Here is a 23,143-nt window from a genome sequence, read left to right as displayed (position 1 = left end):
ACCACGTTTGCGCCCCGACCGGCCCCCCGCCGGAACCTTTCGCACTACAGGACGCGGGCGCGTCCGGGGGTCAGCGGCGCCAGCCGGACGGCCGCGCCGGGGCGGGCATCCAGGGTGCCGTCCGGCCCCCGCATCCAGGTGACGAGGCCCGCCGCCTCGGGCCGGCCGACCGGGGCGACCAGGCGGCCGCCGGGGCCGAGCAGGGCGCCGAGATGCTCGGGAATCGCCGGCACCGTGCCGTTGAGGAGAATGCGGTCGAAGGGCTCCGCCCCCCGCAGGGTCGCCGGGTGCAGGCCGTCGCCGACGGTGATCGTGGCGAGCGGCCGGTCCTCCGGCACGAGATTGTCGCGGGCCTCGTCCGCCAGGGTGGCGTAGCGCTCGAGGCTGTGGACATGGGCGGCCCCGAGGCGCAGCAGCAGGGCGGTGACGTAGCCCGAGCCGGTGCCGATCTCGAGGATGCGGGCGCCCGGGCGCAGGGCCAGGGCCTTCAGCATCGCCGCCACCGTGGTCGGCGCCGTCATGGTCTGGCCGCAGGCCAGCGGCAGGGCGAGGTCGCGCCGGGCGAGGTCGCGGTGCCGGGCCGGGGCGAAGCGCTCGCGCGGCACTCGTTCCATCGCCCGTAAAGTGTCGGTGTCGCGCACGCCGCGGCCCCGCAGGGCCATGACGAAGGCGGCATCCTCGATCGAGCCCTCGTGCATCATGGCCGGATCCCGATCAGCTCCGCGGTGCCCGGCCCTACGGCGCGAAGCCCTGCGCGAAGCGCGTCAGGCTCGGCTCGTCGGTGAGGTCGAGGCGCAGGGGCGTGACCGAGATGCGCTTCTCCGCAATGGCCTTGAGGTCGGTGCCGTGGCCGGGCTGGAAGGTGGCCTTGGCGAAGGCGAGCCAGAAATAGGGATTGCCGCGCCCGTCCTGGCGGGCGTCGATCTGGAGCAGGGCCTGGTTGCGGAAGCCCTGCGCCGTCACCGCCGTGCCCAGGACCTCCCCGGGCTCGCAATCAGGGAAGTTCACGTTGACGACGATGCCGGGCTCGATGCCGATGTCGAGGATCTTGCGCACCACCCCGGGCCCGTGCTCGGCGGCGCAGTGCCACTTGATGGCGCCGCGCCCGCCGGCGCCGTAGGCTTGGCTCAGGGCGATGGAGCGCACGTTGAGGATCGTCCCCTCCATGGCCGCCGCGATGGTGCCCGAGTAGGTCACGTCCTCGGCGACGTTCTGACCGCGGTTGACGCCCGAGAGCACGAGGTCCGGCCCGTGGTCCTTGAGGATGTGGCGCACGCCCATGATCACGCAGTCGGACGGCGTGCCCTTCACGGCGAAGCGCTTCTCGGCGACCTGGCGCAGGCGCAGGGGGTCGTTCAGGGAGAGGGAATGCGAGACGCCGGACTGGTCGGTCTCCGGCGCCACCACCCAGACGTCGTCCGAGATGGCCCGGGCGATCCCCTCCAGGGTCTCGAGACCCGGCGCGTGGATGCCGTCGTCGTTGGTGACGAGAATGCGCATCAGCTCTTGAACCCCTCGATCCGCTCGATCCCGCCCATATAGGCCTTCAGCACGGACGGCACCGTGACGCTGCCATCCGGGTTCTGGTAGTTTTCCATGACGGCGATGAGCGCGCGGCCCACGGCCACGCCGGACCCGTTGAGGGTGTGGACGAAATTCACCGCCTTGCCATCCCGGGCGCGGACGCGCGCGTTCATCCGCCGCGCCTGGAAGTCGCCGCAGACCGAGCAGGACGAGATCTCGCGAAACGTCTCCTGGCCCGGCATCCAGACCTCGATGTCGTAGGTCTTCTGGGAGGCGAAGCCCATGTCGCCTGTGCAGAGCGTCATGATCCGGTAGGGCAGGTCGAGCTTCTTCAGCACGGCCTCGGCCGAGCCGAGCATGCGCTCGTGCTCCGCGGCCGACTGCTCCGGCGTGGTGATCGAGACGAGCTCGACCTTGTTGAACTGGTGCTGGCGCAGCATGCCGCGGGTGTCGCGGCCCGCCGAGCCGGCCTCCGCCCGGAAGCACGGGGTGAGGGCGGTGAAGCGTAAGGGAAGCTCCTCCTCACGAAGAATGCTCTCGCGCACGAGGTTGGTGAGGGGGACTTCCGCCGTGGGGATGAGCCAGTGCTCGCCCGCCTGGAACTGGTCGTCCCGGAACTTCGGCAACTGCGCCGTGCCGAACATCGCCTCGTCACGCACCAGGATCGGCGGCGCCACCTCGGTGTAGCCGTGCTCGCCGGTGTGCAGGTCGAGCATGAACTGCCCGAGCGCCCGCTCCAGGCGGGCGAGCTGGCCCTTGAGCACCACGAAGCGGGCGCCGGACATCCGGGCGGCGGCCTCGAAATCCATCAGGCCCGAGGCCTCGCCGATCTCGAAATGCTGCTTGCCCGTGGCGAGCTGCGGACGCTGGGCCTTGAAGGCCCGGTACTCGACGTTGCCGTGCTCGTCGGCGCCCTCCGGCACGTCCGGGTTCGGGCGATTCGGGATCGCGGCGAGGCGGTCGTCGAGGGACTGTCCGGCCTCGGCCTGCGCGGCCTCCAGGGTCGGGGCCTCGTCCTTCAGGCGGGCGACCTCGGCCATCAGCGCCTGCGCCCGGGCCTCGTCCTTGGCCTTCTTGGCGCCGCCGATCTCCTTGGCGAGGGCGTTGCGGCGCTCCTGGTTGCCTTGCGCGGCCGAGATCGCGGACTTGCGCGCGTCATCCAGGGCGATCAGCACGGCGGCGAGCGGCGCCAGCCCGCGGCGGCGCAGGGCCTCGTCGAAGGCGTCCGGATTGTCGCGGATGGCGCGGATGTCGTGCATGGGCTCGGCTCGTACGATGCGAGCCCGACGCTTAGCCGCATCGGTACGGGCGCGACAAGCGCGGCGGCGCCCCGGGTGCCCGACCGGCCGCTACTGCGCGCGGATCTGGCGCTCGGCCGCCTTGTCCTCGCTGCGCCCGTAATTGATGAAGAACAGGCTGCCCTCCACCGGGCGGCCCTTCTGCAGGTTCGCGAGCTGCACCGTGGTCTGGTAGCCCTGCGGGTCCGTGATCCGCCACTGGCTCAGGGTCTTCACCTCGGGATCGAAGAACAGCTGGATCCGCGAGGTGCCGCCGAGCGTCGAGCGGTCCTCCAGGGAGATCCGCAGGCCGCCGGGATCGTTCGCCACGTCGGTGACGGAGAGGTCGCGGGCGAGGTCGATCTTTTCGCGCAGCAGGAATTTCAGCGGCGTCTGCGAGATGAAGTAGAGGTCCTGGGTGCCGAGCTTGCGGTCCTTGACCGCCACCGAGGTGCCGTCGGCCACGATCTCCAGGGGGGAGGGCTGGTCGTAGTCGAAGCGCAGCCGGCCGGGCTTGGCGAGCGTCAGCTTGCCGCCGATGCGGCGCCCGTCCGGCCCGATCTGGATGAAGCTGCCGGTGAGCGTGGTCATGCCGTTGAAGTAGGCATTGGCCTGCGCGACCACGGTGGCGTCGTCGGCCTCGCCCGCGACGGCGGCCGCGGCGGGCGCACCAACGGCCGCGACCTTGGCGGCCTTTCCGTCGACAGCCTTCGCGTCGGCGGCCTTGGCATCCGCATTCTTCGCGTCCGCACCTTTGGCCTCGCCCTTGGGGGCCTTCGCGTCGGTCTTGGCCGCCTTGTCGGACGGCTTCACGACCTTCGGCGCCTGGGCGACGGGCTTCTTCGGGGCAGCGGCCGGGGGCGCTGCCTCCGGGGCGGGCTCCGGCTCGGGCGCGGGGGCCGGCTGCTCCTTGCGGCCGAACAGGCCATCGAGGAACGAGGAGACCTGGGCGGCGGCGGGCTGCGGCTGCGCGAGGCTGGCCGCCAGGACGAGCAGCGGACCGGCGGCGAGGCGGTGACGGCGGCCGATCATCGGGACGCTCCCTTGAGGCGATGCGAAGGCGTTCGGGTCGAGTGCGGGTGGTGCCCGCTTAGAAGCCCGCCCTGTGGCGAATATGCGACGGGTGGGGCGGCAACCGCCCCACCCGCGCCCTTCGTCTCAGTCGTCGTAGTCCATCATGCCGGAGGCGGCGTGGCCGCCCTCCATCAGGATCTCGCGCTTGCCGGCATGGTTGGCCGGGCCGACGATGCCCTCGATCTCCATCCGCTCCATGATGGAGGCGGCGCGGTTGTATCCGATCTGCAGGCGGCGCTGGATGTAGGAGGTCGAGGCCTTGCGGTCCCGCATCACCACCTGCACCGCCTGGTCGTAGAGCTCGGCGCCGGGATCGATGCCGCCGCTGCCCGCATAGGCGCCCGCGTCGAAGATCGGGGCGTCGCTGTCCTCGATCTCGGCGGCCTGGGCCTTCTCGGCCCGGTCGGCCTTGTCGGCCTTCGAGCCCTTGGCGGGCTTCTCGTCGCCGCTGCCGTCATCGGCCGTGACGGCCTCGAGGTAGGAGGGCCGGCCCTGGCGCTTGAGGTGGGCGACCACGCTCTCGACCTCGGAGTCCGAGCAGAACGGCCCGTGCACGCGGGTGGTGCGCCCGCCGCCGGCCATGAACAGCATGTCGCCCTGGCCCAGGAGCTGCTCGGCGCCCATCTCGCCCAGGATCGTGCGGCTGTCGATCTTGCTCGTCACCTGGAAGGAGATCCGGGTCGGGAAGTTCGCCTTGATCGTGCCCGTGATCACGTCGACCGAGGGACGCTGGGTCGCCATGATCAGGTGGATGCCGGCCGCGCGCGCCATCTGCGCCAGGCGCTGGATCGCGCCTTCGATGTCCTTGCCCGCCACCATCATCAGGTCGGCCATCTCGTCGACCACGATCACGATGTAGGGCAGCGCCGAGAGGTCCATCTCCTCCGTCTCGTAGACGGCCTGGCCGGTCTCGCGGTTGAAGCCGGTATGGACCTCGCGGGTGATGACCTCGCCCTTGGCCCGGGCCTCCGCCATGCGCGCGTTGTAGCCGTCGATGTTGCGCACGGCGATCTTGGACATCTTCTTGTAGCGCTCCTCCATCTCGCGCACGGCCCATTTGAGGGCGATGACCGCCTTCTTCGGGTCGATGACGACGGGAGAGAGCAGGTGCGGGATGCCGTCGTAGACGGAGAGCTCCAGCATCTTCGGGTCGACCATGATCAGGCGGCACTCTTCCGGCTTCATCCGGTAGAGCAGCGACAGGATCATGGTGTTGATGGCCACCGACTTGCCCGAGCCGGTGGTGCCGGCCACCAGCAGGTGGGGCATCTTGGCCAGGTCCGCGATGATCGGCTCGCCGCCGATGTTCTTGCCGAGGCACAAGGCGAGCTTGTGCTTGCTCATCCCGAAATCGGCCGAGGCGAGGAGCTCGCGCAGGTAGACGGTCTCGCGGGTGTCGTTGGGCAGCTCGATGCCGATGACGTTGCGCCCCGGGACCACGGCGACGCGGGCGGACACCGCCGACATCGAGCGGGCGATGTCGTCCGAGAGCGAGATCACGCGGCTCGACTTGGTGCCGGGGGCGGGCTCCAGCTCGTACAGGGTGACGACGGGGCCGGGACGCACCGCCAGGATGTCGCCGCGCACGCCGAAATCCTGGACCGTCTGCTGCAGGTTGAGGGCGTTCTGCTCCAGCACGTCGGCATCGACCTCCTCGGTGCCGGTGGCCGGCGGCTCGGCCAGCAGGTCGAGGGCGGGGTGCTCGTAGTCGGCGTTCTCCACGAAGGACATCGGCACATGCCGGCCGGCCGGAATGAGGAGCGGGCGCTCGGGCAGGATCGCGCGCGGCATGTGGACGGCCGGCACTTCCGGCGCGGCGGCCTCAGCCTCGGGCGCGGTGGCCTCGGCCTCGGCCTCGACCTCATGGGTCGGCGCGAACGCATCGACCGGCGCCGGGACCTCGGGCTCGGTCGCGATCTCGGGCTCGGGAGCGGACAGGCCCTTCGGATTGCGCAGCAGCACCGGGCGCGTCGGGATCGGGGTCGGCACGAAGGCGGGCTCGGCCGCCCGGGCCTCCGCGACCGGGGCGAGGACTACCGGAGCCGGGACCACGGGAGCCAGGACCAGGGGAGCCTGGGCGAAGGGCGCGACGGGGACGAACTGCATCGCCCCCGGCAGGGCAGGGGAGGGGGCCGGCAGAGGCGCCGCGGCCATCGGGGCGGCGGCCTCGGCGGGAGCGGCCGGACGGCCGGCGCGGATCGCCGCACGGGCCGCCATGGCGTGGAGCGGGGCCGGACGGACCGGCGCGGCGGCGGGAAGCGCGTTGTCCTGGCCCTCGACCGGGCGCGGCGGCCCGAAGGGCTCGAACCGCACGAGGTGTTCCAGGCGGTAGCCGGCCCGGGCCGGTACCATCTCGGCGGTCACGGGCGCGTCGGCGGGTGCGGGGGCTTCGGGCCCGACCAGCGCTCCGGTACCGTCGAAGGTGGAGACTTCGGACGCCGGGATTTCGGACGCCGGGATTTCGGACGCGGAGACGTCGGGCGTCGGCAGCGGCGCGGGCTCGGCCTGGATCGCCGACCAGGCGTCGAGGGCGGAGCCGTCGCGGCCGTCGAACCAGGCCTGGACCTCGGACCAGTCCGGCACGTCCGACCAGTCGCGATCGTCGGGGATCACGGCCGCCTCGACGGGTGCGGTCTCCGCGAAGGCCGTTTCGACAGGGACGGCCTCGATCGGGGCGGGCTCCGGCGCGAGGGCGGCGGGAGCCTCCGTATTGGGGCGGACCTGGCGCCGGTCGGGGCTGCGGAAGAAGCGCACGCCGGGGGGCGCGACGAAGGGCTGGCGCCACAGGGGCTCGGGCACCTGGGCGGCCAGGGCCTCGGCCTCGGCCTGGGCCGCGAGGGCGGCCTGCTCCCGCGCCTCGGCCTCGAGCCGGAGCGCCTCCTGCTCGGCCTGGAGGCGCAGGGCCTCGGCCTCGGCCTCCGCATGGGCCTGGGCGCGGGCGGCGCGCTCGGCATCCAGCGCCCGCTGGCGGCGCTCGTGCAGGACCGGGTCGGGGGTACGGGTGTAGCGCACGGCCGGGCCGGCCGGGGCCGCCGCGGCGGAGGCCGGGGCCTCGCCCGCCTCGGGCATGATCGCGGCCGGGCGGCGCGGGGTCCGGATCAGGACGCGGGGCGCGGGCGCGTCGGCCTCCATCAGGCCGTCGTCGAAGCCGGCCGCGGGGGCCGCGCGGCGCGGGATCATGTCGAGGGTGGCGCGGTCGTCGAAGACCTGGGCGGGCCAGGCCTGGATCGCGGGGGCGGGCCGGAAGGCGAGGCCGACCTCGTTGCGGCCGACCAGGGCCTGCGGGCTCGTCATCCAGCTCGGGGTCGGGCGGGTGGCCGCCACCGTGTAGTCCGGCCGCTGCGGCGGGCCGGCGAGGCGGCGGGAGAGGGTCGCCCGCAGGTTCATCAACCGGTGCGCCAGGGCGCCGATCGACAGGCCGAGGCGGTCGCCGCCGCGAACGGGGCGCGAAGGATCACGATGGGAGTAGGGGAGCCGTCCCGATGCGCGCATGATTGGCCGGATGTACTCAAAACGGGTCCGCCGCCGGGAGCGGCGCGGTTCAGCGCTGAGTTAGGGGCATCGTCGTTAACAGACGCTTGATCCGACCCCGCGACTGCGGCCCGATCGCCTTGAGCGAGGCGCCCGTTCCGGGCCCTCCGCACCCGGAGCCCCCTCGCCCCGGCCGCTTAAGCCTTGCGCTGGAGGCGGATGGCGGCAGGGGTTAAGGTGCGGCGCGACCAGCCCGGAGCCCCGTCCCTTGCCCAACCCCTCGGCGACCCCGCCCGCCCCGTCCGATCCCGGCTTCCGCTCACTGTACCGGCACGGCTTCGCCCGGGTGGCCGCCTGCACCACCCGCAGCCACCCGGCCGACCCGGCCCGCAACGCCGACGGCATCCTCGCCCTCGCCCGGTCGTGCGACGGGGCCGGCGCCGCCGTGGCGGTGTTCCCGGAGCTCTGCGTCTCGGCCTACGCCATCGAGGACCTGTTCCTGCAGGTGACGGTGCTCGACGCGGTGGAGGCGGCGGTGGCGCGCCTCGTGGCGGACTCGGCCGCGCTCCGGCCCGTCCTCGTCGTGGGTGCGCCCCTGCGCTGGGGCCATCGGCTCTACAACTGCGCCCTCGCCATCCACCGCGGCCGCCTCCTCGGGGTGGTGCCGAAAAGCTTCCTGCCGACCTACCGGGAGTTCTACGAGAAGCGCCACTTCGCCTCCGGCGCCGGGATCGTGGGCGAGACCATCCGGGTCGCCGGCCTGGAGGCGCCCTTCGGCACCGACCTCCTGTTCGCCGCCGCGGACCTGCCCCACCTCGTCCTCGGCGTCGAGGTCTGCGAGGACCTCTGGGTCCCCGCCTCCCCCGGCACCGACGCGGCGCTCGCCGGCGCCACCGTCCTCGCCAACCTGTCGGGCAGCCCGATCACGGTGGGCCGGGCGGACTCCCGGGCGATGCTGTCGCGGGCCGCCTCGATGCGCTGCCTCTGCGCCTACGTCTACGCCGCCGCCGGCACCGGCGAATCCACCACTGACCTGTCCTGGGACGGGCAGACCAGCATCGACGAGAACGGGGAGCGCCTCGCCGAGGGGCCGCGGTTCTCCTCCGAGCCCGTGATGACCCTGGCCGACATCGATCTCGGCCGCCTCGCCCAGGAGCGCCTCCAGATGGGCAGCTTCGACGATTCGGGCCGGGCCGGGCCTCGCGGGCCGGCCTATCGCCGAGTGGCCTTCCGGCTCGATCCGCCGGCCGGCGACCTCGGGCTGAAGCGCACGGTCGAGCGCTTCCCCTTCGTGCCCGCCGATCCGGCCCGCCTCGCCCAGGATTGCTACGAGGCCTACAACATCCAGGTGGCGGGCCTTGCCCAGCGCCTGGAGGCGACGGGGACGAAGAAGGTCGTCATCGGCGTCTCGGGCGGCCTCGACTCGACCCACGCCCTGATCGTGGCGGCCAAGGCCCTCGACCGCCTCGGCCTGCCCCGGGCGAACATCCTGGCCTACACCCTGCCGGGCTTCGCCACCTCGGAGGGCACCAAGGCCAACGCCCACGCCCTGATGCGGTCGCTCGGCACCACCGCCCGCGAGATCGACATCCGCGAGGCCGCCACCGTGATGCTCAGGGGGATGGACCACCCGTACGGGCGCGGCGAGCCGGTCTACGACGTCACCTTCGAGAACGTGCAGGCGGGCCTGCGCACGGACTACCTGTTCCGGCTCGCCAACCAGAACGGCGCCATCGTCATCGGAACGGGCGACCTGTCGGAGCTGGCGCTCGGCTGGTGCACCTACGGCGTCGGCGACCAGATGAGCCATTACGGCGTCAATGCCGGCGTGCCCAAGACCCTGATCCAGCACCTGATCCGCTGGGTCATCGCCTCGGGCCAGTTCGCGCTGGAGGTCGGCGTCACCCTGCAGGCGATCCTCGCCACCGAGATCTCGCCCGAGCTGGTGCCCGTGGACGCGGGCGCGACGCCGCAGAGCACGCAAGGGGTGATCGGCCCCTACGCGCTGCAGGACTTCAACCTGTTCTACACCCTGCGCTACGGCTTCCCGCCCTCGAAGATCGCCTTCCTGGCGCTGCACGCCTGGGGCGACGCGGAGGCCGGCTCCTGGCCACCGGACTTCCCGGATGCCGAGCGCGGCGCCTACGACCTCGCCGAGATCCGGCGCTGGCTCGCGGTGTTCCTGAAGCGTTTCTTCGGCTTCAGCCAGTTCAAGCGCTCCGCCCTGCCCAACGGACCCAAGGTCTCGGCCGGGGGCTCGCTGTCTCCGCGCGGCGACTGGCGCGCCCCCTCCGATGGCAGCGCCGGGCCCTGGCTCGAAGAGCTGGCCCGCAACGTTCCGGAGACCTGATCGACACAGTGCTGTCCGATTGCCTCCTTAGAGCGTAGCTTGGGTGGGCGAATCGGAGGTTGACCGATGCAGAATTACAACGTTTTCTGCTTCAGGAGCGTCGAAGGCCTGTGCTGCGCCGTGCCGGAGAGCCGCGCCGTGCCGCCCTTCCTCGGGAACGGCCGCTGGGCCTTCGGCGGCAAGCTCGAGGCGGTGGGCGACGCCCCGGCCGATTTCGACGACCGCGCGGCCGAGACCGCCGTGCGCTTCAACGGCTTCTACCTGTTCCAGACCATGGACAGCCGCTTCCACTGAGCCGGACGGAGAACGCGGCGTCGGGTCCGCCAAGCACCGCTTCCCAGGAATCCGGGGCCAGGAATCCGTGGCCAGAAATCCGTGGCCAGGGATCCTTGGAACGAACGCGGCGATCATTCCTTAAGGGGCCCCGTGCCAGGGTGCCCCCGCGTGGAACGCGGAGTCGGAGACCGACCCCGGGGTGGAGCAGCACGGCATGTCGGAGCATCGCAGGGAGTCGCGCCTGAGGACCTTCCTCAAGGGCCGGATCATCTTCAACAAGGGTGCCTCGACCATGGACTGCCTGGTCCGGGACCTGTCCGCCTCCGGCGCCCGGCTCGCCCTGACCGAGACCTCGACGCTGCCCGAGAGCTTCGACCTCTACATCCCGCAGAAGGACCGGACCTACCGCGCCACCCTGTGCTGGCGCCGGGCGGACGGCATCGGCATCACCTTCGCGGACGAGGCCGCGCCGGCGCCCGTCCCCGCGCCTCGCCCCGTCCCCATGCCCGCCCCCGCGCCCGCCGCGGCTCCGCCCCCGGCGGACGAGGGCGCCGCGATGCTCGCCCTGGTGCGCCGGATCAGCGAACTCGAGGCCGAGAACGCCGCCCTGCGCCGGCTCCTCGCCAGTGCGCCGGTGAGCGGCGCCGCCTGACTCAGCCGGCCGCGAGGGCTGCCCGGATGCGGGCGGCGTGCTCCGCCAGGACCGTCCGGTCCGCCATGCCGCCGGTGTGGCGCTGAAGCGGCACGCCCTCGAAGCGCGGGACGATGTGGACGTGCAGGTGGAACACCGTCTGCCCGCCCGCCGGCTCGTTGTACTGGAACACCGTCAGCCCCTCGGACGCGAAGGCCGTCTTCACCGCCCGGGCGACGCGCTGCACCGTCCGCGCCAGGGCCGCGAGGGAATCCGGGTCGGCGTCGAGAAGGCCCCGCGCCGGAGCCTTGGGAATCACCAGGGTGTGGCCGTCCCCCTGGGGCATCACGTCCATGAAGGCGAGGGTGTCGGCATCCTCGTAGACCCGCTCGGCGGGGATCTCCCCGCGCAGGATCTTGGCGAAGATGTTGTCGGGATCATAGGCGGGCGTGGGGCGCGTCTCGGTCAAGGCAGCCGGCTCCGGTTCTGGGGCATGCGTTTCGGCGCGCACGATGCACAGGCCGACGCGCCGCGTCCACCGTCCCGGGCGCCCGCGGACCGGCCCGGCCGGCGCGCGCGGCACCGCGAACGGACCGGCTCAGCCGGCCCTTGACCTTCCCACCATGGGAAGCCCCATCTGAGGGAAACACCGCGCCGCTCCCTCCGGCGCATCTCGACATGGACCGGACGCGGACCGAAACCGCCGCGTCCCGGCCCGATCCCGTGGCGACGCGCCTCGCCACGGGATCCGCACGGAGATCCCGATGTCCGACACGACCCAGACCGCTACCCGGACCGCCACCCTGTTCCGCATGGTGATGCCGGAGCACACCTGTCCCTACGGGCTGAAGGCCAAGGACCTCCTCGAGCGCCGGGGCTTCTCGGTCGAGGACCACTGGCTGACGACGCGGGCGGAGACCGACCGCTTCAAGGCCGAGCAGGGGGTCAAGACCACGCCGCAGACCTTCATCGACGGCCGGCGGGTCGGCGGGTTCGACGACCTGCGGCGGCATTTCGGACAGGCCGTCCCCGACCCGGACGCGACCCGCTACACCCCGGTCGTGGCGGTGTTCGCGATGACGGCGCTGATGGGGCTGGCGGCGAGCTACGCCGTGTTCGGCACGCCCTTCACGGCCCGGGCGGTGGAGTGGTTCATCGCCTTCAGCATGTGCGTGCTCGCGATCCTGAAGCTGCAGGACGTGGAGACCTTCTCGTCGATGTTCCTGGGCTACGACCTCCTGGCCCGGCGCTGGGTGCGCTACGCCTACGCCTATCCCTTCCTCGAAGGCCTCGCGGGCCTCCTGATGGTCGCCGGAGCCTGGAACGGGATCTCGATTCCCGTGGCCCTCTTCATCGGCGGCATCGGCGCCGTCTCCGTGTTCAAAGCCGTGTACATCGACCGGCGCGAGATCAAGTGCGCCTGCGTCGGCGGGTCGAGCAAGGTGCCCCTCGGCTTCGTCTCCCTCACCGAGAACCTGATGATGGTCGGGATGGCCCTCTGGATGCTCACCCGGGCGATGTGACGGCGCCAGGATCCGGCAGGCCGCACGAACGGGGCGTCCCGATCATCCCGCCGGGGCGGACGGAGGCGCGAACCTTCCGGGTCTCCCGCGCGTTGCCTGCGCTTTGCCCCCCAACGGCGACGCTTGGCCGAAGGCACGGCCCGCAGCCGAGCCCGCCGGGATCACGTCATCCGTTCCAAGAAGCCCGAGAGATCCGTCCCGCATGGCCCACGAGAGCACCAGCGCCATCTACACCGCGGCCGGGGCCAACCTCGCCATCGCGGCGGCCAAGTTCGTCGGCGCCTTCCTCACCGGCAGCTCGGCGATGCTAGCCGAGGGCGTCCACTCGGTGGTCGACACCACCAACCAGATCCTGCTCCTCATCGGCATGAAGCGGTCGCAGCGTCCGGCCACAGCGAAGCACCCGTTCGGCTACGGCCGCGAGGTGTACTTCTACGCCTTCATCGTCGCGCTGTTCATCTTCCTCGGCGGCGGCGCCTTCGCGGTCTACGAGGGCATCCACAAGCTCCAGCATCCCGAGCCCTCGGCGGATGCCATGGTCTGGGGCTACCCCATCTCGGGCTTCTGGGTGAACGTTGCGATCCTGGGCTTCTCGGTGATGGCAGAGGGCTATTCCTGCTTCGTGGCCATGAAGGCGTTCTGGGCCGAGAAGGGCCAGCGGCCGCCCCTCGCCGCCATCCGCCGGAGCAAGGACCCGGCCCTGTTCACCGTGCTGGCCGAGGACGTCGCCGCCCTGATGGGCCTCGTGGTGGCCCTGGCCGGCGTGATCCTGGCCCGGGTCCTCGACATGCCGTCCCTCGACGGCTGGTCCTCCATCGGCATCGGCCTGATCCTGATCGGGATGGCGGCCTTCCTGATGATCGAGACCCACGGCCTCCTCATCGGCGAGGCCGCCGACCCGGAGCTCGTGGCGGCGATCCGCGCCGTGGTGCGCGACGAGGCAGGCGTCCACCACGTCAATACCGTGCTGACCCAGCATCTCGGCCCGTCCGACGTCCTGGTGAACATCAGCCTCGACATGGACGACGACCTCAGCGCCGGCGCGATCGAGGCCATGGTCTCCCGGGTCGAGGCCCGGCTGAAGGCGCGCAGCCCCGATGTGACCCGGGTGTTCATCGAGGTCCAGGCCCGGGCGACCCCGGCCCCGGACGCCCTCGGCGCCGCCCCGGCCTCGGCCAACGCCTGACGCAGGGCGTCAGCCGCCGTCCGGCCGGGTCTCCGCGACCAGCGCGCGGATCTGCGCGGCGAGGGTCTCGATCGAGAAGGGCTTGGTGACCACCGCCATGCCGGGGGCGAGGTGGCCGTGGTTGAGCACGGCGTTCTCGGCGTAGCCGGTGATGAACAGCACCTTCAGGTCCGGGCGCAGGACCCGGGCCGCATCCGCCATCTGCCGGCCGTTCATGCCGCCGGGCAGGCCGACATCGGTGACGAGGAGGTCGATGCGCGCCTCCGATCGCAGCACCTTGAGGCCGGCCACGCTGTTGCCGGCCTCGATGGGGGTGCAGCCGAGGTCCTCGAGGATGTCGTGGACCAGCATCCGCACGGTGGGCTCGTCGTCCACCACCAGCACGGTCCGGCCCTGGGCCGCCCGGGTCAGGGCCGCGGCATCCGCGGACGGATCCTCGTCCGCGACCGCGCCGTGGTGGCGGGGCAGGGAGAGGCACACCGTGGTGCCCTGGCCGGGGGCCGACCGGATGCGGACCGCGCCGCCCGACTGCTGGGTGAAGCCGTAGATCATCGACAGGCCGAGGCCCGTGCCCTCGCCCAGGGGCTTCGTCGTGAAGAACGGCTCGAACACCCGCGCCACCACCTCCGGCGGCATGCCGGTTCCGGAATCGGTCACGGACAGCGACAGGTACGGCCCCTCCGGCAGGTCGCGCTGACGGGCCGTGGGAGCGTCGAGCCAGGTGTTGGCCGTCTCGACGGTGATGCGCCCGCCCCCCGGCATGGCGTCGCGGGCGTTGATGCAGAGGTTCAGGAGGGCGTTCTCGAGCTGGGAGACGTCCACCAGGGCCGTCCACAGGCCGGGGGCGTCGACGACCGAGACGGAGATACCCGGGCCGACCGTGCGCTGGATCATCTCGTGCATCCCCGCCACGAGGCGGTTCACGTCGGTGGGCCGCGGGTCGAGGGTCTGGCGGCGCGAGAAGGCGAGGAGGCGGTGGGTCAGGGCCGCGGCGCGTCGGGCCGCGCCCTGGGCCGCCGCCACGTAGCGCTCGACGTCGCCGAGGCGCCCCTGCCGCATGCGGGTCTGCATCATCTCCAGGGAGCCGGCGATGCCCGCCAGCAGGTTGTTGAAGTCGTGGGCGAGGCCACCGGTGAGCTGGCCCACCGCCTCCATCTTCTGCGACTGGCGCAGGGCGTCGGCCTGCTCGCGCTCCAGGGTGGTGTGGCGCCCGGAGGCGTAGACCCGGCCCGCCTCGAAGGTAGCCGTCCAGGCGAACCAGCGATACGAGCCGTCCCGGTGCCGGAGCCGGTACTCGTGCGGGACCGTCCGGGGCTCCCGGAAGACCGCGGCGAAGGCCGCCTGGGTCGCCGCCAGGTCGTCCGGGTGGGTGTAGTCGACGAAGGACCTGCCCAGGAGCTCGTCGGCGCCCCAGCCGAGCAGCTTGGTCCAGGTCGGGTTGACGCTCTCCAGGGTGCCGTCCGGCAGGGCCACGACGAGCAGCTCCTGCGACAGCCGCCAGGCCCGGTCGCGCTCGGCCGTCTGCGCGGCCACCCGCGCCTCCAGGGTCAGATTGAGGCTCTGCAGAGCCGCGGTCGCCGCGTCGGCCGTGCGCCGGGCCGCGACGAGCGCCCGCTCGTAGTGGCGCCGGTCGGAGGCGTTGAACACGGTGATGCGGATGAACCGCACGGCGCCGGCCTCGTCCCGGCGGACCACCGCGTTGACGAGGACCGGCAGCGCGGTCCCGTCGGCGCGGACGAGGTCGAAGGCGACCTCGTTGAAGAAGCCCTGCATCCGCAGCAGGGGCGCGAAATGGGTCTCGTAGTAGATCTTGCCGGCGATGTTCAGGAGATCGAGGAACCGGCGTCCCACGAGCTGTTCGGCCGCGTGGCCCGTCCAGGCCGCCAGCGTCCGGTTGACCTTGGTCAGGCGCCCGTTCGGCAGGGCCGACGCGTAGCCGCAGGGCGCGTTCTCGAACAGGTCTTCGAGATCGTCGGTCTCCGCGGCCGGCGCGGCGGTCTCCGGCGGGCCGGGAGTCACCGCGTCCACGGCGGAGGCCTCACGACCGGCCCCCGCTCACAGGAACGCCTCGATCGCCGCGACCGTCGCCTCCGGCGCGCTCAGGTTCGGGCAGTGCCCGGTGGCGTCGAGGAGGACGAGGACGCTGTCGCGCAGGTGCCGGTGCACGTATTCGCCGACCTCCCGGGGGGCGAGGATGTCCTCGGCGCACTGGATCACGAGGCAGCGCGCCGTGACGTCCGCGAGGTCGGCCCGGTTGTCGGCCAGGAAGGTGGTCCGGGCGAAGTGCCGGGCGATGTCGGGATCGGTGCGGCAGAAGCTGTTGACGAGTTCCCCGCCGAGTTCGGGCCGGTCGGGATTGCCCATGATCATCGGCGCCATGGCCTGCGACCAGCCCATGTGGTTGCTGTCGAGGAAGTCGAGGAGTTCCTCCACCTGCGCCCGGCTGAAGCCGCCGACGTAGTCGCCCTCGTCGATGTAGCGTGGCGAGGGGCAGACGAGGACGAGGTGCGTGAACAGCTCGGGCGCCCGCTTGGCCGCGAGGACGCCCACCATGGCGCTCACCGAGTGGCCGACGAAGACGCCGCCGCGGACGCCGAAGGCCCGCGCCAGGGCGACGACGTCGTCGGCGTAGCCGTCGAGGCTGGCGTACCGGTCCGGGTCGTAGGCCGCGAGGTCGGAGCCGCCGGCGCCGACATGGTCGAACAGGATCGTGCGGAAGCGATCCGCGAAGGCGGGTGCCACGGACCGCCACATGTTCTGGTCGCACCCGAAGCCGTGGGCGAAGACCATGGCGGTGTCGCCCGTCCCCGCCTGCTTCGCATTGTGCCGCTCGATGACCGACAAGTCTCGATTCTCCCCGCCAGCGTCCCGTCTAGCACGCCGCGCGCCGGGATGCGCGGCAGCGCCCGCCGTGAGGGCCCGCGGGGGAGGGCCGGCCCCGGGAGGGCTGCCGACACGCATGTCCCGGACGGCCTCCCCACCCTCAGGAGCTGGCGCGGCGCAGCGGTCCGATTGCCTGAGAGACCGGGGTCGAACGGCGCCCCCCGGCCAGCCGATCAGCCCCAGCTCTTCCCGACGGCGTGCCGAACGGCATCGGAAATCACCGTGTCGAACGCGACCATGTCCCGCGCGGCGTCGACCGATCGCAGCAGGCTCGCGAGCGCCAGGATGTCCTCCGAAGGCTTGGGATGCGACATCTCCATGGGGGCGACCCCGAGGCGGTCCAGGAGCGCGGTGTAATACTCGTTCGTATAGTCGCTGTGCCCCACGACCTTGATCCGCGCGATGATCTCCATGGCGACGATGGAGTTGCCGGGCCCGAACGGGTCGCTCGGCGAGCGGGTTCCGAACTGCCGGCAGAGCGGGTTGTAGAGGAAGCGGTAGCACGTCTCGGGCAGCATCCGCAGGAAGCGCTTGATGTTTCGGCTGTTCGACAGGTCGTACTCAGCCGCGAAGCGGACGGATTCGAGGAATGCGCCCAGGCGCCAGCTCTGCGCGGGGTCGTCCGCGATCGGCTTCTTCGATTGCAGCCACCGCATGCGGGCGGCCATCTCCACGAAGGGGTCCTGGACCAGGACGCCGCTCACGCAATTCTCGTCCTGGTAGAACACCTCGTAGCGCGGAAAGATCACCGCCCCCGTGATGAGCGACGACGTCAGCCAGGGGGCCTGCATGATGCTCTGCACGACCTCTTCCGAGAGCCGGTCGACGTTGAAGTAGCTATACTGGAACAGGTCGAACAGGTTCTGCTCGACGAAGGTATTCTTCTGAATCGTCGTGGTGAGGTTGATCAGCTTGGCCGGAAGGAAAATCTTTTCCCGCAGGGCTCGGTAGATCAGGATGTTCGTATCGGCATCATAGATCTCGATCCGATTCGCGGAGTTGAGCTCCGGCAGTTCCTGCTCGGTGATCATGTAGACGCATTGACCGGTCGAGTGCCAGCCATGCGCGCGGATGTTGTCGTCGGTGAGCCAGGCCGACAGCTCCAAGGCCCGGCGCCCGTCGACGGAGATGAAGACTTTGCTGATCGCACGCGGATTGTCGGGCGCCAGCCAGAAGTGTATCCCCCCGGTCACTTCCTTGTTGACGAAAAATCGCATCGTTGGGTCCTACGGAACACCTGCGCGGATCGCCCGACCGGCAGGCCTGCACATGCCTGTATTGACGAAAAGACCGCGACTTCCGAACACCTCGCGGCGGAGCGGCGCGCCGGACCGGATGCCTGGGCTCCCCATTCGATCGATCCAGGGCTCCAATCTCCGGATTCCGCGGCGAAGACGGACCGTCCGCCCGGACAATCCGCACCGCGCATCGCACAGGTCTCACACCGGGGTTTCGATCTCGGTCGGACCCGAACCCTGACCTCCCCCGACCCGCCTGGGCATCGGGCGCCGCGTTCTCGCATACCCTGAATTCTCTCGTCCAGCGCCATCGGGTCTCACGGCCGATCCGGGCGACCGGCCAGGCCCGTCGCACGAGACGCGCGCGGGCGTGGAAGCCTCCCGCGGGGCGTCCGGCGCCGGCCGCCGGGCAGGGGGCGGGCCCCGCTCAGGCGAGTTCGAGTTCGAGGGCGACGTCGGTCAGGTAATAGGCGATGCGGCGACGCGCCTCCGGGTCGGCGCAGGCGACGCTGAAGCCGACGGTGAGGGTCTGGCCCGCGTAGCGACGCAGGACAGATTCCGCCATCAGGGCCGCTTCCCGCTCGGCCCGCGCGGTGAGGACGCGGCGGCCGTCGCGGGTCTCCAGGGTCACGCGGTAGATCTGGGCGTTCATCATGGATCAGTCCCTGCGAACGGGAACGGTGACATCGACCGGACCCGCGCACGGCCCTAGCAACGGCGGAGACGGCAAGACCGATCCACGCAAGACCGATCCCCGGCAACGCCAGCGGTGATGCCGAGGCTGATGCAAGCTTCGAACCTCCGGCTCCGCCCCCAGGTTCGCAGGCTCGCGACCCCGTGAAGACGGGCCGGCGCCCAGCGCCGGGACGGGTCCGGCCGCCCCGGCGAGCGAAGGCGGACGGAACCGTCGCCGGGAGCTCGGCATTTTGTTCTCCCGCGCCGGACCCCGGCCCGCGGGGCAGGGCCCGTGCCGTGCGGGCGGACCGAGGTAAGCGTATGACGATGTCGAGATGGGCGACGTCCGGTTTGGTGGCTTCGGCCCTGGCAATGACCTGCCTTTCGGGGCCCACCCGCGCGCAGGCCGGCGCAGGCGCCGGGACACCGGCGCCGACCCGGACGCTCGTGCACACCAAGACGCTGCTGCACGGCAATTACTGCGGCCCGGGCAACAACGCGCCGCTCGCGCCCACCGACGCTCTCGACGCGGCCTGCGCCCGCCACGATGCCTGCACGCCGGATGAGGGCCTGCCCACGCGGGCGTGCAACCTGCGCCTCCAGGCGGAGGCCGAGGGCATCGCCCAGGATTCCCGCCAGCCCGCCGCGCTGCGGGCCCTGGCCGGGGTGGTCGCCTCGGGGGCCGCGATGATGCCCTACGACGCGGCCCAGCCCAGCCTTGCCCCGGCCCGGGTCCAGCCCGAGCGCGGCGCGTCTCTGGTGCGGGAACCCTACCGGTCGGACGACGCGGACGGCGCGGGCGACGACGCGCCCCCCGAGTAAGGCGCGGCTTCTGCGAGCTGGGGCCCTCTCAGGACGCCGCCGCCTCGCCGCCCTCCATCCCGAGGGAGCCGACGAGGAAGGCCCGCGCCCGGCTGACGCGACTCTTCATGGTGCCGACCTGGCAGCCGATCAGGGCTGCTGCGGCCTCGTAAGTCATGCCCTGCGCCGCCACGAGCACCAGCGCCTCCCGCTGGGCGGGCGGCAGCTTGCCGAGATGCTGCCAGACCCGGCGCAGGTCGCTGCTCGCCTCCTGCGCAGCCGGCGCCACGACCTTCGCCGCGAAGGCCCCGTCCGCATCCTCCACCTCGCGCTTCCGCTTGCGGCACTCGGTGTAGAACTGGTTGCGCAGGATGGTGCAGAGCCAGGCCTTGAGGTTGCTGCCGGGTTCGAAGCGATGCCGGTTGGCCCAGGCCTTCAGGAGCGTCTCCTGCACGAGGTCGTCGGCGGCATTCGGCGCGATGGCGAGCGACAGCGCGAAGGCGCGCAGGCCGGGCAGGGCGTCGAGGAGCCCGGCGCGGAAGTCCGCGGCGGCGGGCGGGTTGACCTCCAGCCGGGCGATCAGGTCGAGCAACGCCGTCGGGGGCGCCTCGGCGAGAACCTCGGCGTAGAGAGCCTGCAGCTCGGAGCCGAGATGCAGCCGCACGGCCTCGGGCATGGCCCGGCCCGCCGCCGCAGCGCCCACCTCCCCGTTCGCCGATACCGATCGACCCGTGCCTGCCGCCATGCCGTATCCCCGCCCCCGGACCGCACCGCATGCCGGGACGATCCGGCAATTCGGTCGGGAGTATCTGGCATACCAAGGCTGAACGCCGGCTAACGAATTCTTCACCCGATCGTCGAAGGCGTGGACCGGGCGGGCCGGATTCGCGGCCGGACCGGCCGCCGAATCACGCCGGGCGGATGGACGTCCCGGCGCGCCCCCTGTCCGGTCAAGCGGTTCCGGCCCCTGTCGGATCGGGACAGGACTTTCCTAACCTTGGCTGCCGATCGCGTCCCCGCGGCTGGGGATGGCGGTGGCGGGGGCGACGCGCAACCTCCGCAGAGGCATGGGTCCCCCCTCAGGCGGCGGGCGCGGGCTCCGCCAGGGCGGCCGCGATGTCGGCCTCCAGGGCCTCCGGCTTGGTGGAGGGCGCGTAGCGGGCGATCACCCGGCCGTCGCGTCCGACTAGGAACTTGGTGAAGTTCCACTTGATGGCACGGCTGCCGAGGAGGCCGGGCTTCGCCTGGGTGAGGTGCGCGAAGACCGGATCGGCCCCCGGTCCGTTCACCGCGACCTTGGCGAGGACCGGGAAGCTGACGTCGTAGGTCAGGTTGCAGAAGGCGGCGATCTCGGCGGCATCGCCCGGCTCCTGCGCGCCGAACTGGTTGCAGGGAAAACCGAGCACCACGAGGCCCTCAGCCCGGTGCTTCTGCGCCAGGGTCTCGAGCCCGGCATATTGCGGCGTGAACCCGCATTTCGAGGCGGTGTTGACGATCAGGATCACCTGCCCGCGGTGCTGGGCCAGGGGGTAGGGCGACCCGTCGGCCGCCCTCGGGATCAGGTCGTGCAGGCTGTTCATGGACATCGACCGTGCGGCGTGCGGGAGGCGGGCGCCTTTCCTAAGGCCCCGCCGCCCCGGTTCGCAATGCCCCGTGGCCGCCCGTCAGGCGGCGGTTCGCCGCTCCACGAGGCGGGCGAGGAAGGCCGAGCCGAGGGGAATGATGCTGTCGTCGAAGTCGAAGCTCGCATTGTGCAGGCCGGGACCGGGGGTCGAGCCGATCCACGCATAGGCGCCGGGCACCCGCGCGACCATGTCGGCGAAGTCCTCGCTGCCCATGCGGGGCTTCGACTGGTCGTCGACGCCCTCGGGGCCGAACAGCTCGCGGGCGACGGCGGCGGCGGCGGCGGCGTGTTCCGGGCTGTTCATCAGCACCGAGAACACGTCGCGGATGTCGACGTCGATCGTCGCCCCGTAGGCGGTCGCCAAGCCGGCGGCGATCTCGCGGATGCGGGTGGTGACGAGGGTGCGCAGGTCCGCGTCGAAGGTCCGCACCGTGCCGGTGATGTGGGCGCCCTCCGGGATGACGTTGTAGGCCGCGCCCGCGTGGAACTGCGTCACCGATAGGACCGCGCTCTTGAGCGGATCGGCGTTGCGCGAGACGATCGACTGCAGGGCCTGGACCAGGGTGGAGCCGACTACGATGGGGTCGATGCCCTGCTGCGGCTGGGCCGCGTGGGCGCCGCGCCCGGTGATGCGGATGTCGAAGAAGTCCGCCGCCGCCATGGCCGGGCCGGGGCGCAGCTTGATCTTGCCGTGCGGGCCGTTGGGCTGGTTGTGGATCGCGTAGATCTCGTCGCAGGGGAATTTGTCGAACAGGCCGTCGGCGATCATCGCGCGGGCACCGCCCTGGCCCTCCTCGGCCGGCTGGAACACGAACAGGGCGGTGCCGTCGAAGTCCCGGGTCTCGGCGAGGTAGCGCGCGGCGCCCAGCAGCATCGTGGTGTGGCCGTCATGGCCGCAGGCGTGCATCTTGCCCGGCACCGTGGAGCGGTAGGGCAGGTTGGTCTCCTCCTCGATCGGCAGGGCGTCCATGTCGGCGCGCAGGCCGATGCGGCGGCCGGAGCCGCTGCGGCCCTGGAGCACGCCCACCACCCCGGTGCCGCCGATGCCGCGATGGACGGCGATGCCGTAGCGGGCCAGTTCCGCGGCGACGATGCCGGAGGTGCGGACCTCCTCGAAGCCGAGCTCGGGATGGGCGTGGAAGTCGCGCCGGATCGCCACGAGGTCGTCGGCGAAGGTCTTGATGCGGTCGATGGGGCTCACGGATCGTCCTTGGGCTCTCGCGCCACTCGGGGGCGGGCTGGGCTGGGTCGGAGGGGCGTCCTCAACCGGAAGGATTCGCCTCCGGCGCGGCCCCAGGCAAGTCGGATGCCGGTTCCGCGGAGGCTTCGGACAAGGATTCGCGCCGGAAGGGCGTCAGCGTGTCCAAGACTTCTGCGGCCTCCAGCACGTGTTCGCGCTCGCGCCTCAGGTAATCGGCCACCGCCCGACGCAGGGCCGGGTCGGCGATGTCGTGGGCCGAGTGCATGAGGACCGGGCGGTAGCCCCGGGCGAGCTTGTGCTCACCCTGCGCGCCCGCCTCGACGCGCTTCAACCCGCGGGCGATGGCGAAGTCGATGGCCTGATAGTAGCAGACCTCGAAATGCAGGAACGGGTGGTCCTCGACGCAGCCCCAGTTGCGGCCGTAGAGGGCCACGTCCCCGATGAGGTTGATGGCGCCGGCCACGTAGCGGCCCGCGCGCTTGGCCATCACCAGCAGGACCCGCTCGGGCATGCGCTCGCCTAGGAGCCCGAAGAATTTGCGGTTTAGGTAGGGGCGGCCCCACTTGCGCGCGCCGGTATCGGCGTAGAATTCGTAGAAGGCGTCCCAGTGGGCGGGGGTCAGGTCGGCGCCGGTGACGTGCTCGATGGTCAGGCCCGGCGCCAGGGCGTCGCGGCGCTCGCGCCGGATCGCCTTGCGCTTGCGGGACGCCAGGGCCCCGAGGAAATCCTCGAAGGTGGCGTAGTCGGCATTGTCCCAGTGGAACTGCTGGTCGACGCGCTGGAGGAAGCCCAGAGCCCCGGCCTGGGCCCATTCGCGCTCCTGCATGAAGGTGACGTGGATCGAGGAGGCCTTGGTCTCGGCTCGCAGAGCGCGCAGGCCGGCGACGATCGCGGAGGCCGCCTCGTTGACGTCCTGCCCCGGGGCGATGAGGAAGCGCGGGCCGGTGACGGGGGTGAAGGGCACGCTGACCTGGAGCTTCGGGTAGTAGCTGCCGCCCGCGCGCTCGTAGGCGTCGGCCCAGCCGTGGTCGAAGACGTACTCGCCCTGGCTGTGGGACTTCAGATAGCAGGGGGCCACGCCCACCAGGCGCCCCGCGCGCTCCACCGCCACGTGCAGGGGCAGCCAGCCGGTCTTGCGCGAGACGCAGCCCGAATCCTCCAGCGAGGACAGGAAGGCGTGCGAGGTGAAGGGATTGTGTGTCTCGTCGCCCCCCGAGAGGGTCTCGGCCGAGGTTGCGCAGGCATCCCACTCGGCCGCGTCGATCCCAGAGAGACCCGGCACCGCCCGGACCTGCAGTTCCGTCACGGTCTCGGCCGGAGAGCCGGATGCGTCGCCGGATCCGAGTTCCGGGCCGGACACGGCTTCGTCGCCGGATCGATGTGTCTCGCCGGGGTTCGTCATCGCCGGG

Annotated in this window: 20 protein-coding genes; 6 read left to right on the top strand and 14 right to left on the bottom strand. The window is 71.7% G+C overall.

Going from position 1 to position 23,143, the window contains the following annotated elements; all coding sequences use genetic code 11:
* Positions 1–44 precede the first annotated feature (44 nt).
* The 5 genes from AC1MGR_RS14690 to AC1MGR_RS14670 all read right to left on the bottom strand — a co-directional run bounded on the left by AC1MGR_RS14690 (position 45) and on the right by AC1MGR_RS14670 (position 7,367).
* Entirely contained in the window at positions 45–701 is a 657-nt protein-coding gene (locus tag AC1MGR_RS14690; RefSeq protein ID WP_480232075.1) for a protein-L-isoaspartate O-methyltransferase family protein, read from the bottom strand.
* 34 nt (positions 702–735) lie between these two features.
* Complete coding sequence (gene surE / locus AC1MGR_RS14685) at positions 736–1,500, bottom strand: 5'/3'-nucleotidase SurE (RefSeq protein WP_108040035.1); 765 nt, start codon at positions 1,498–1,500, stop codon at positions 736–738.
* Positions 1,500–2,783, bottom strand: a complete 1,284-nt coding sequence (gene serS / locus AC1MGR_RS14680; RefSeq protein WP_480232074.1) for a serine--tRNA ligase — start codon at positions 2,781–2,783, stop codon at positions 1,500–1,502. Before serS ends, surE begins: the two co-directional genes overlap by 1 nt.
* Positions 2,784–2,873: 90 nt before the next feature.
* A complete protein-coding gene (locus AC1MGR_RS14675; RefSeq protein WP_480232073.1) occupies positions 2,874–3,833 on the bottom strand; it encodes a LolA family protein in 960 nt (319 codons plus the stop codon).
* A gap of 126 nt (positions 3,834–3,959) precedes the next feature.
* A complete protein-coding gene (locus AC1MGR_RS14670) occupies positions 3,960–7,367 on the bottom strand; it encodes a DNA translocase FtsK (RefSeq protein ID WP_480232072.1) in 3,408 nt (1,135 codons plus the stop codon).
* 247 nt (positions 7,368–7,614) lie between these two features.
* Here AC1MGR_RS14670 and AC1MGR_RS14665 point away from each other — a divergent pair, with 247 nt between their 5' ends.
* From AC1MGR_RS14665 to AC1MGR_RS14655, 3 genes are all read left to right on the top strand, one after another.
* Positions 7,615–9,696 (top strand): NAD(+) synthase, encoded by a 2,082-nt coding sequence (locus tag AC1MGR_RS14665; RefSeq protein WP_480232071.1) that lies wholly within the window; start codon positions 7,615–7,617, stop codon positions 9,694–9,696.
* A 66-nt stretch (positions 9,697–9,762) separates the two neighbouring features.
* Positions 9,763–9,990: a hypothetical protein gene (locus tag AC1MGR_RS14660; protein ID WP_108036018.1), complete on the top strand. Its 228-nt coding sequence runs from the start codon at positions 9,763–9,765 to the stop codon at positions 9,988–9,990.
* A gap of 196 nt (positions 9,991–10,186) precedes the next feature.
* Positions 10,187–10,624, top strand: coding sequence for a PilZ domain-containing protein (locus AC1MGR_RS14655; protein ID WP_108036358.1), 438 nt, complete (start codon positions 10,187–10,189; stop codon positions 10,622–10,624).
* Position 10,625: 1 nt separating this feature from the next.
* Here the strand turns inward: AC1MGR_RS14655 and AC1MGR_RS14650 are convergent, their stop codons facing one another.
* Positions 10,626–11,072 carry an HIT family protein gene (locus AC1MGR_RS14650; RefSeq protein WP_108036020.1) on the bottom strand — a complete coding sequence of 149 codons (447 nt, stop codon included), beginning with the start codon at positions 11,070–11,072 and terminating at the stop codon, positions 10,626–10,628.
* Between the two features lie 295 nt (positions 11,073–11,367).
* Here AC1MGR_RS14650 and AC1MGR_RS14645 point away from each other — a divergent pair, with 295 nt between their 5' ends.
* Both AC1MGR_RS14645 and AC1MGR_RS14640 read left to right on the top strand, forming a co-directional pair.
* Complete coding sequence (locus AC1MGR_RS14645) at positions 11,368–12,126, top strand: glutaredoxin family protein (protein WP_108036022.1); 759 nt, start codon at positions 11,368–11,370, stop codon at positions 12,124–12,126.
* 202 nt (positions 12,127–12,328) lie between these two features.
* Positions 12,329–13,312 carry a cation diffusion facilitator family transporter gene (locus AC1MGR_RS14640; protein ID WP_480232070.1) on the top strand — a complete coding sequence of 328 codons (984 nt, stop codon included), beginning with the start codon at positions 12,329–12,331 and terminating at the stop codon, positions 13,310–13,312.
* Positions 13,313–13,321: 9 nt separating this feature from the next.
* Here AC1MGR_RS14640 and AC1MGR_RS14635 read toward each other — a convergent pair whose 3' ends face one another.
* The 4 genes from AC1MGR_RS14635 to AC1MGR_RS14620 form a co-directional block, all read right to left on the bottom strand.
* A complete protein-coding gene (locus AC1MGR_RS14635) occupies positions 13,322–15,340 on the bottom strand; it encodes a hybrid sensor histidine kinase/response regulator (RefSeq protein WP_480232069.1) in 2,019 nt (672 codons plus the stop codon).
* Between the two features lie 27 nt (positions 15,341–15,367).
* Entirely contained in the window at positions 15,368–16,156 is a 789-nt protein-coding gene (locus tag AC1MGR_RS14630; RefSeq protein WP_480232068.1) for an alpha/beta fold hydrolase, read from the bottom strand.
* A 212-nt stretch (positions 16,157–16,368) separates the two neighbouring features.
* On the bottom strand, positions 16,369–17,412 hold the full coding sequence (locus tag AC1MGR_RS14625; protein WP_480232067.1) for a hypothetical protein: 1,044 nt from the start codon (positions 17,410–17,412) through the stop codon (positions 16,369–16,371).
* Between the two features lie 448 nt (positions 17,413–17,860).
* Entirely contained in the window at positions 17,861–18,088 is a 228-nt protein-coding gene (locus tag AC1MGR_RS14620) for a hypothetical protein (RefSeq protein ID WP_108036028.1), read from the bottom strand.
* A 347-nt stretch (positions 18,089–18,435) separates the two neighbouring features.
* Here AC1MGR_RS14620 and AC1MGR_RS14615 point away from each other — a divergent pair, with 347 nt between their 5' ends.
* Positions 18,436–18,930, top strand: a complete 495-nt coding sequence (locus AC1MGR_RS14615) for a hypothetical protein (RefSeq protein ID WP_480232066.1) — start codon at positions 18,436–18,438, stop codon at positions 18,928–18,930.
* Between the two features lie 28 nt (positions 18,931–18,958).
* On the opposite strand, the gene AC1MGR_RS14610 is transcribed toward AC1MGR_RS14615, so the two are convergent.
* The 4 genes from AC1MGR_RS14610 to AC1MGR_RS14595 form a co-directional block, all read right to left on the bottom strand.
* A complete protein-coding gene (locus tag AC1MGR_RS14610) occupies positions 18,959–19,654 on the bottom strand; it encodes a sigma-70 family RNA polymerase sigma factor (RefSeq protein WP_108036030.1) in 696 nt (231 codons plus the stop codon).
* Between the two features lie 334 nt (positions 19,655–19,988).
* Positions 19,989–20,489 (bottom strand): glutathione peroxidase, encoded by a 501-nt coding sequence (locus AC1MGR_RS14605; RefSeq protein WP_108036364.1) that lies wholly within the window; start codon positions 20,487–20,489, stop codon positions 19,989–19,991.
* 84 nt (positions 20,490–20,573) lie between these two features.
* Positions 20,574–21,734, bottom strand: coding sequence for a M20 aminoacylase family protein (locus AC1MGR_RS14600; RefSeq protein ID WP_108036032.1), 1,161 nt, complete (start codon positions 21,732–21,734; stop codon positions 20,574–20,576).
* A 61-nt stretch (positions 21,735–21,795) separates the two neighbouring features.
* The gene (locus AC1MGR_RS14595; protein WP_480232065.1) at positions 21,796–23,136 is read right to left on the bottom strand and encodes a GNAT family N-acetyltransferase; all 1,341 of its coding nucleotides are present in this window, start codon (positions 23,134–23,136) and stop codon (positions 21,796–21,798) included.
* Between the last annotated feature and the right edge of the window lie 7 nt (positions 23,137–23,143).

The organism is Methylobacterium sp. BI1 (assembly GCF_056680125.1).
Note: the sequence above shows the minus strand (reverse complement) of the source record. Positions and strands in the feature narration are given on the sequence as shown.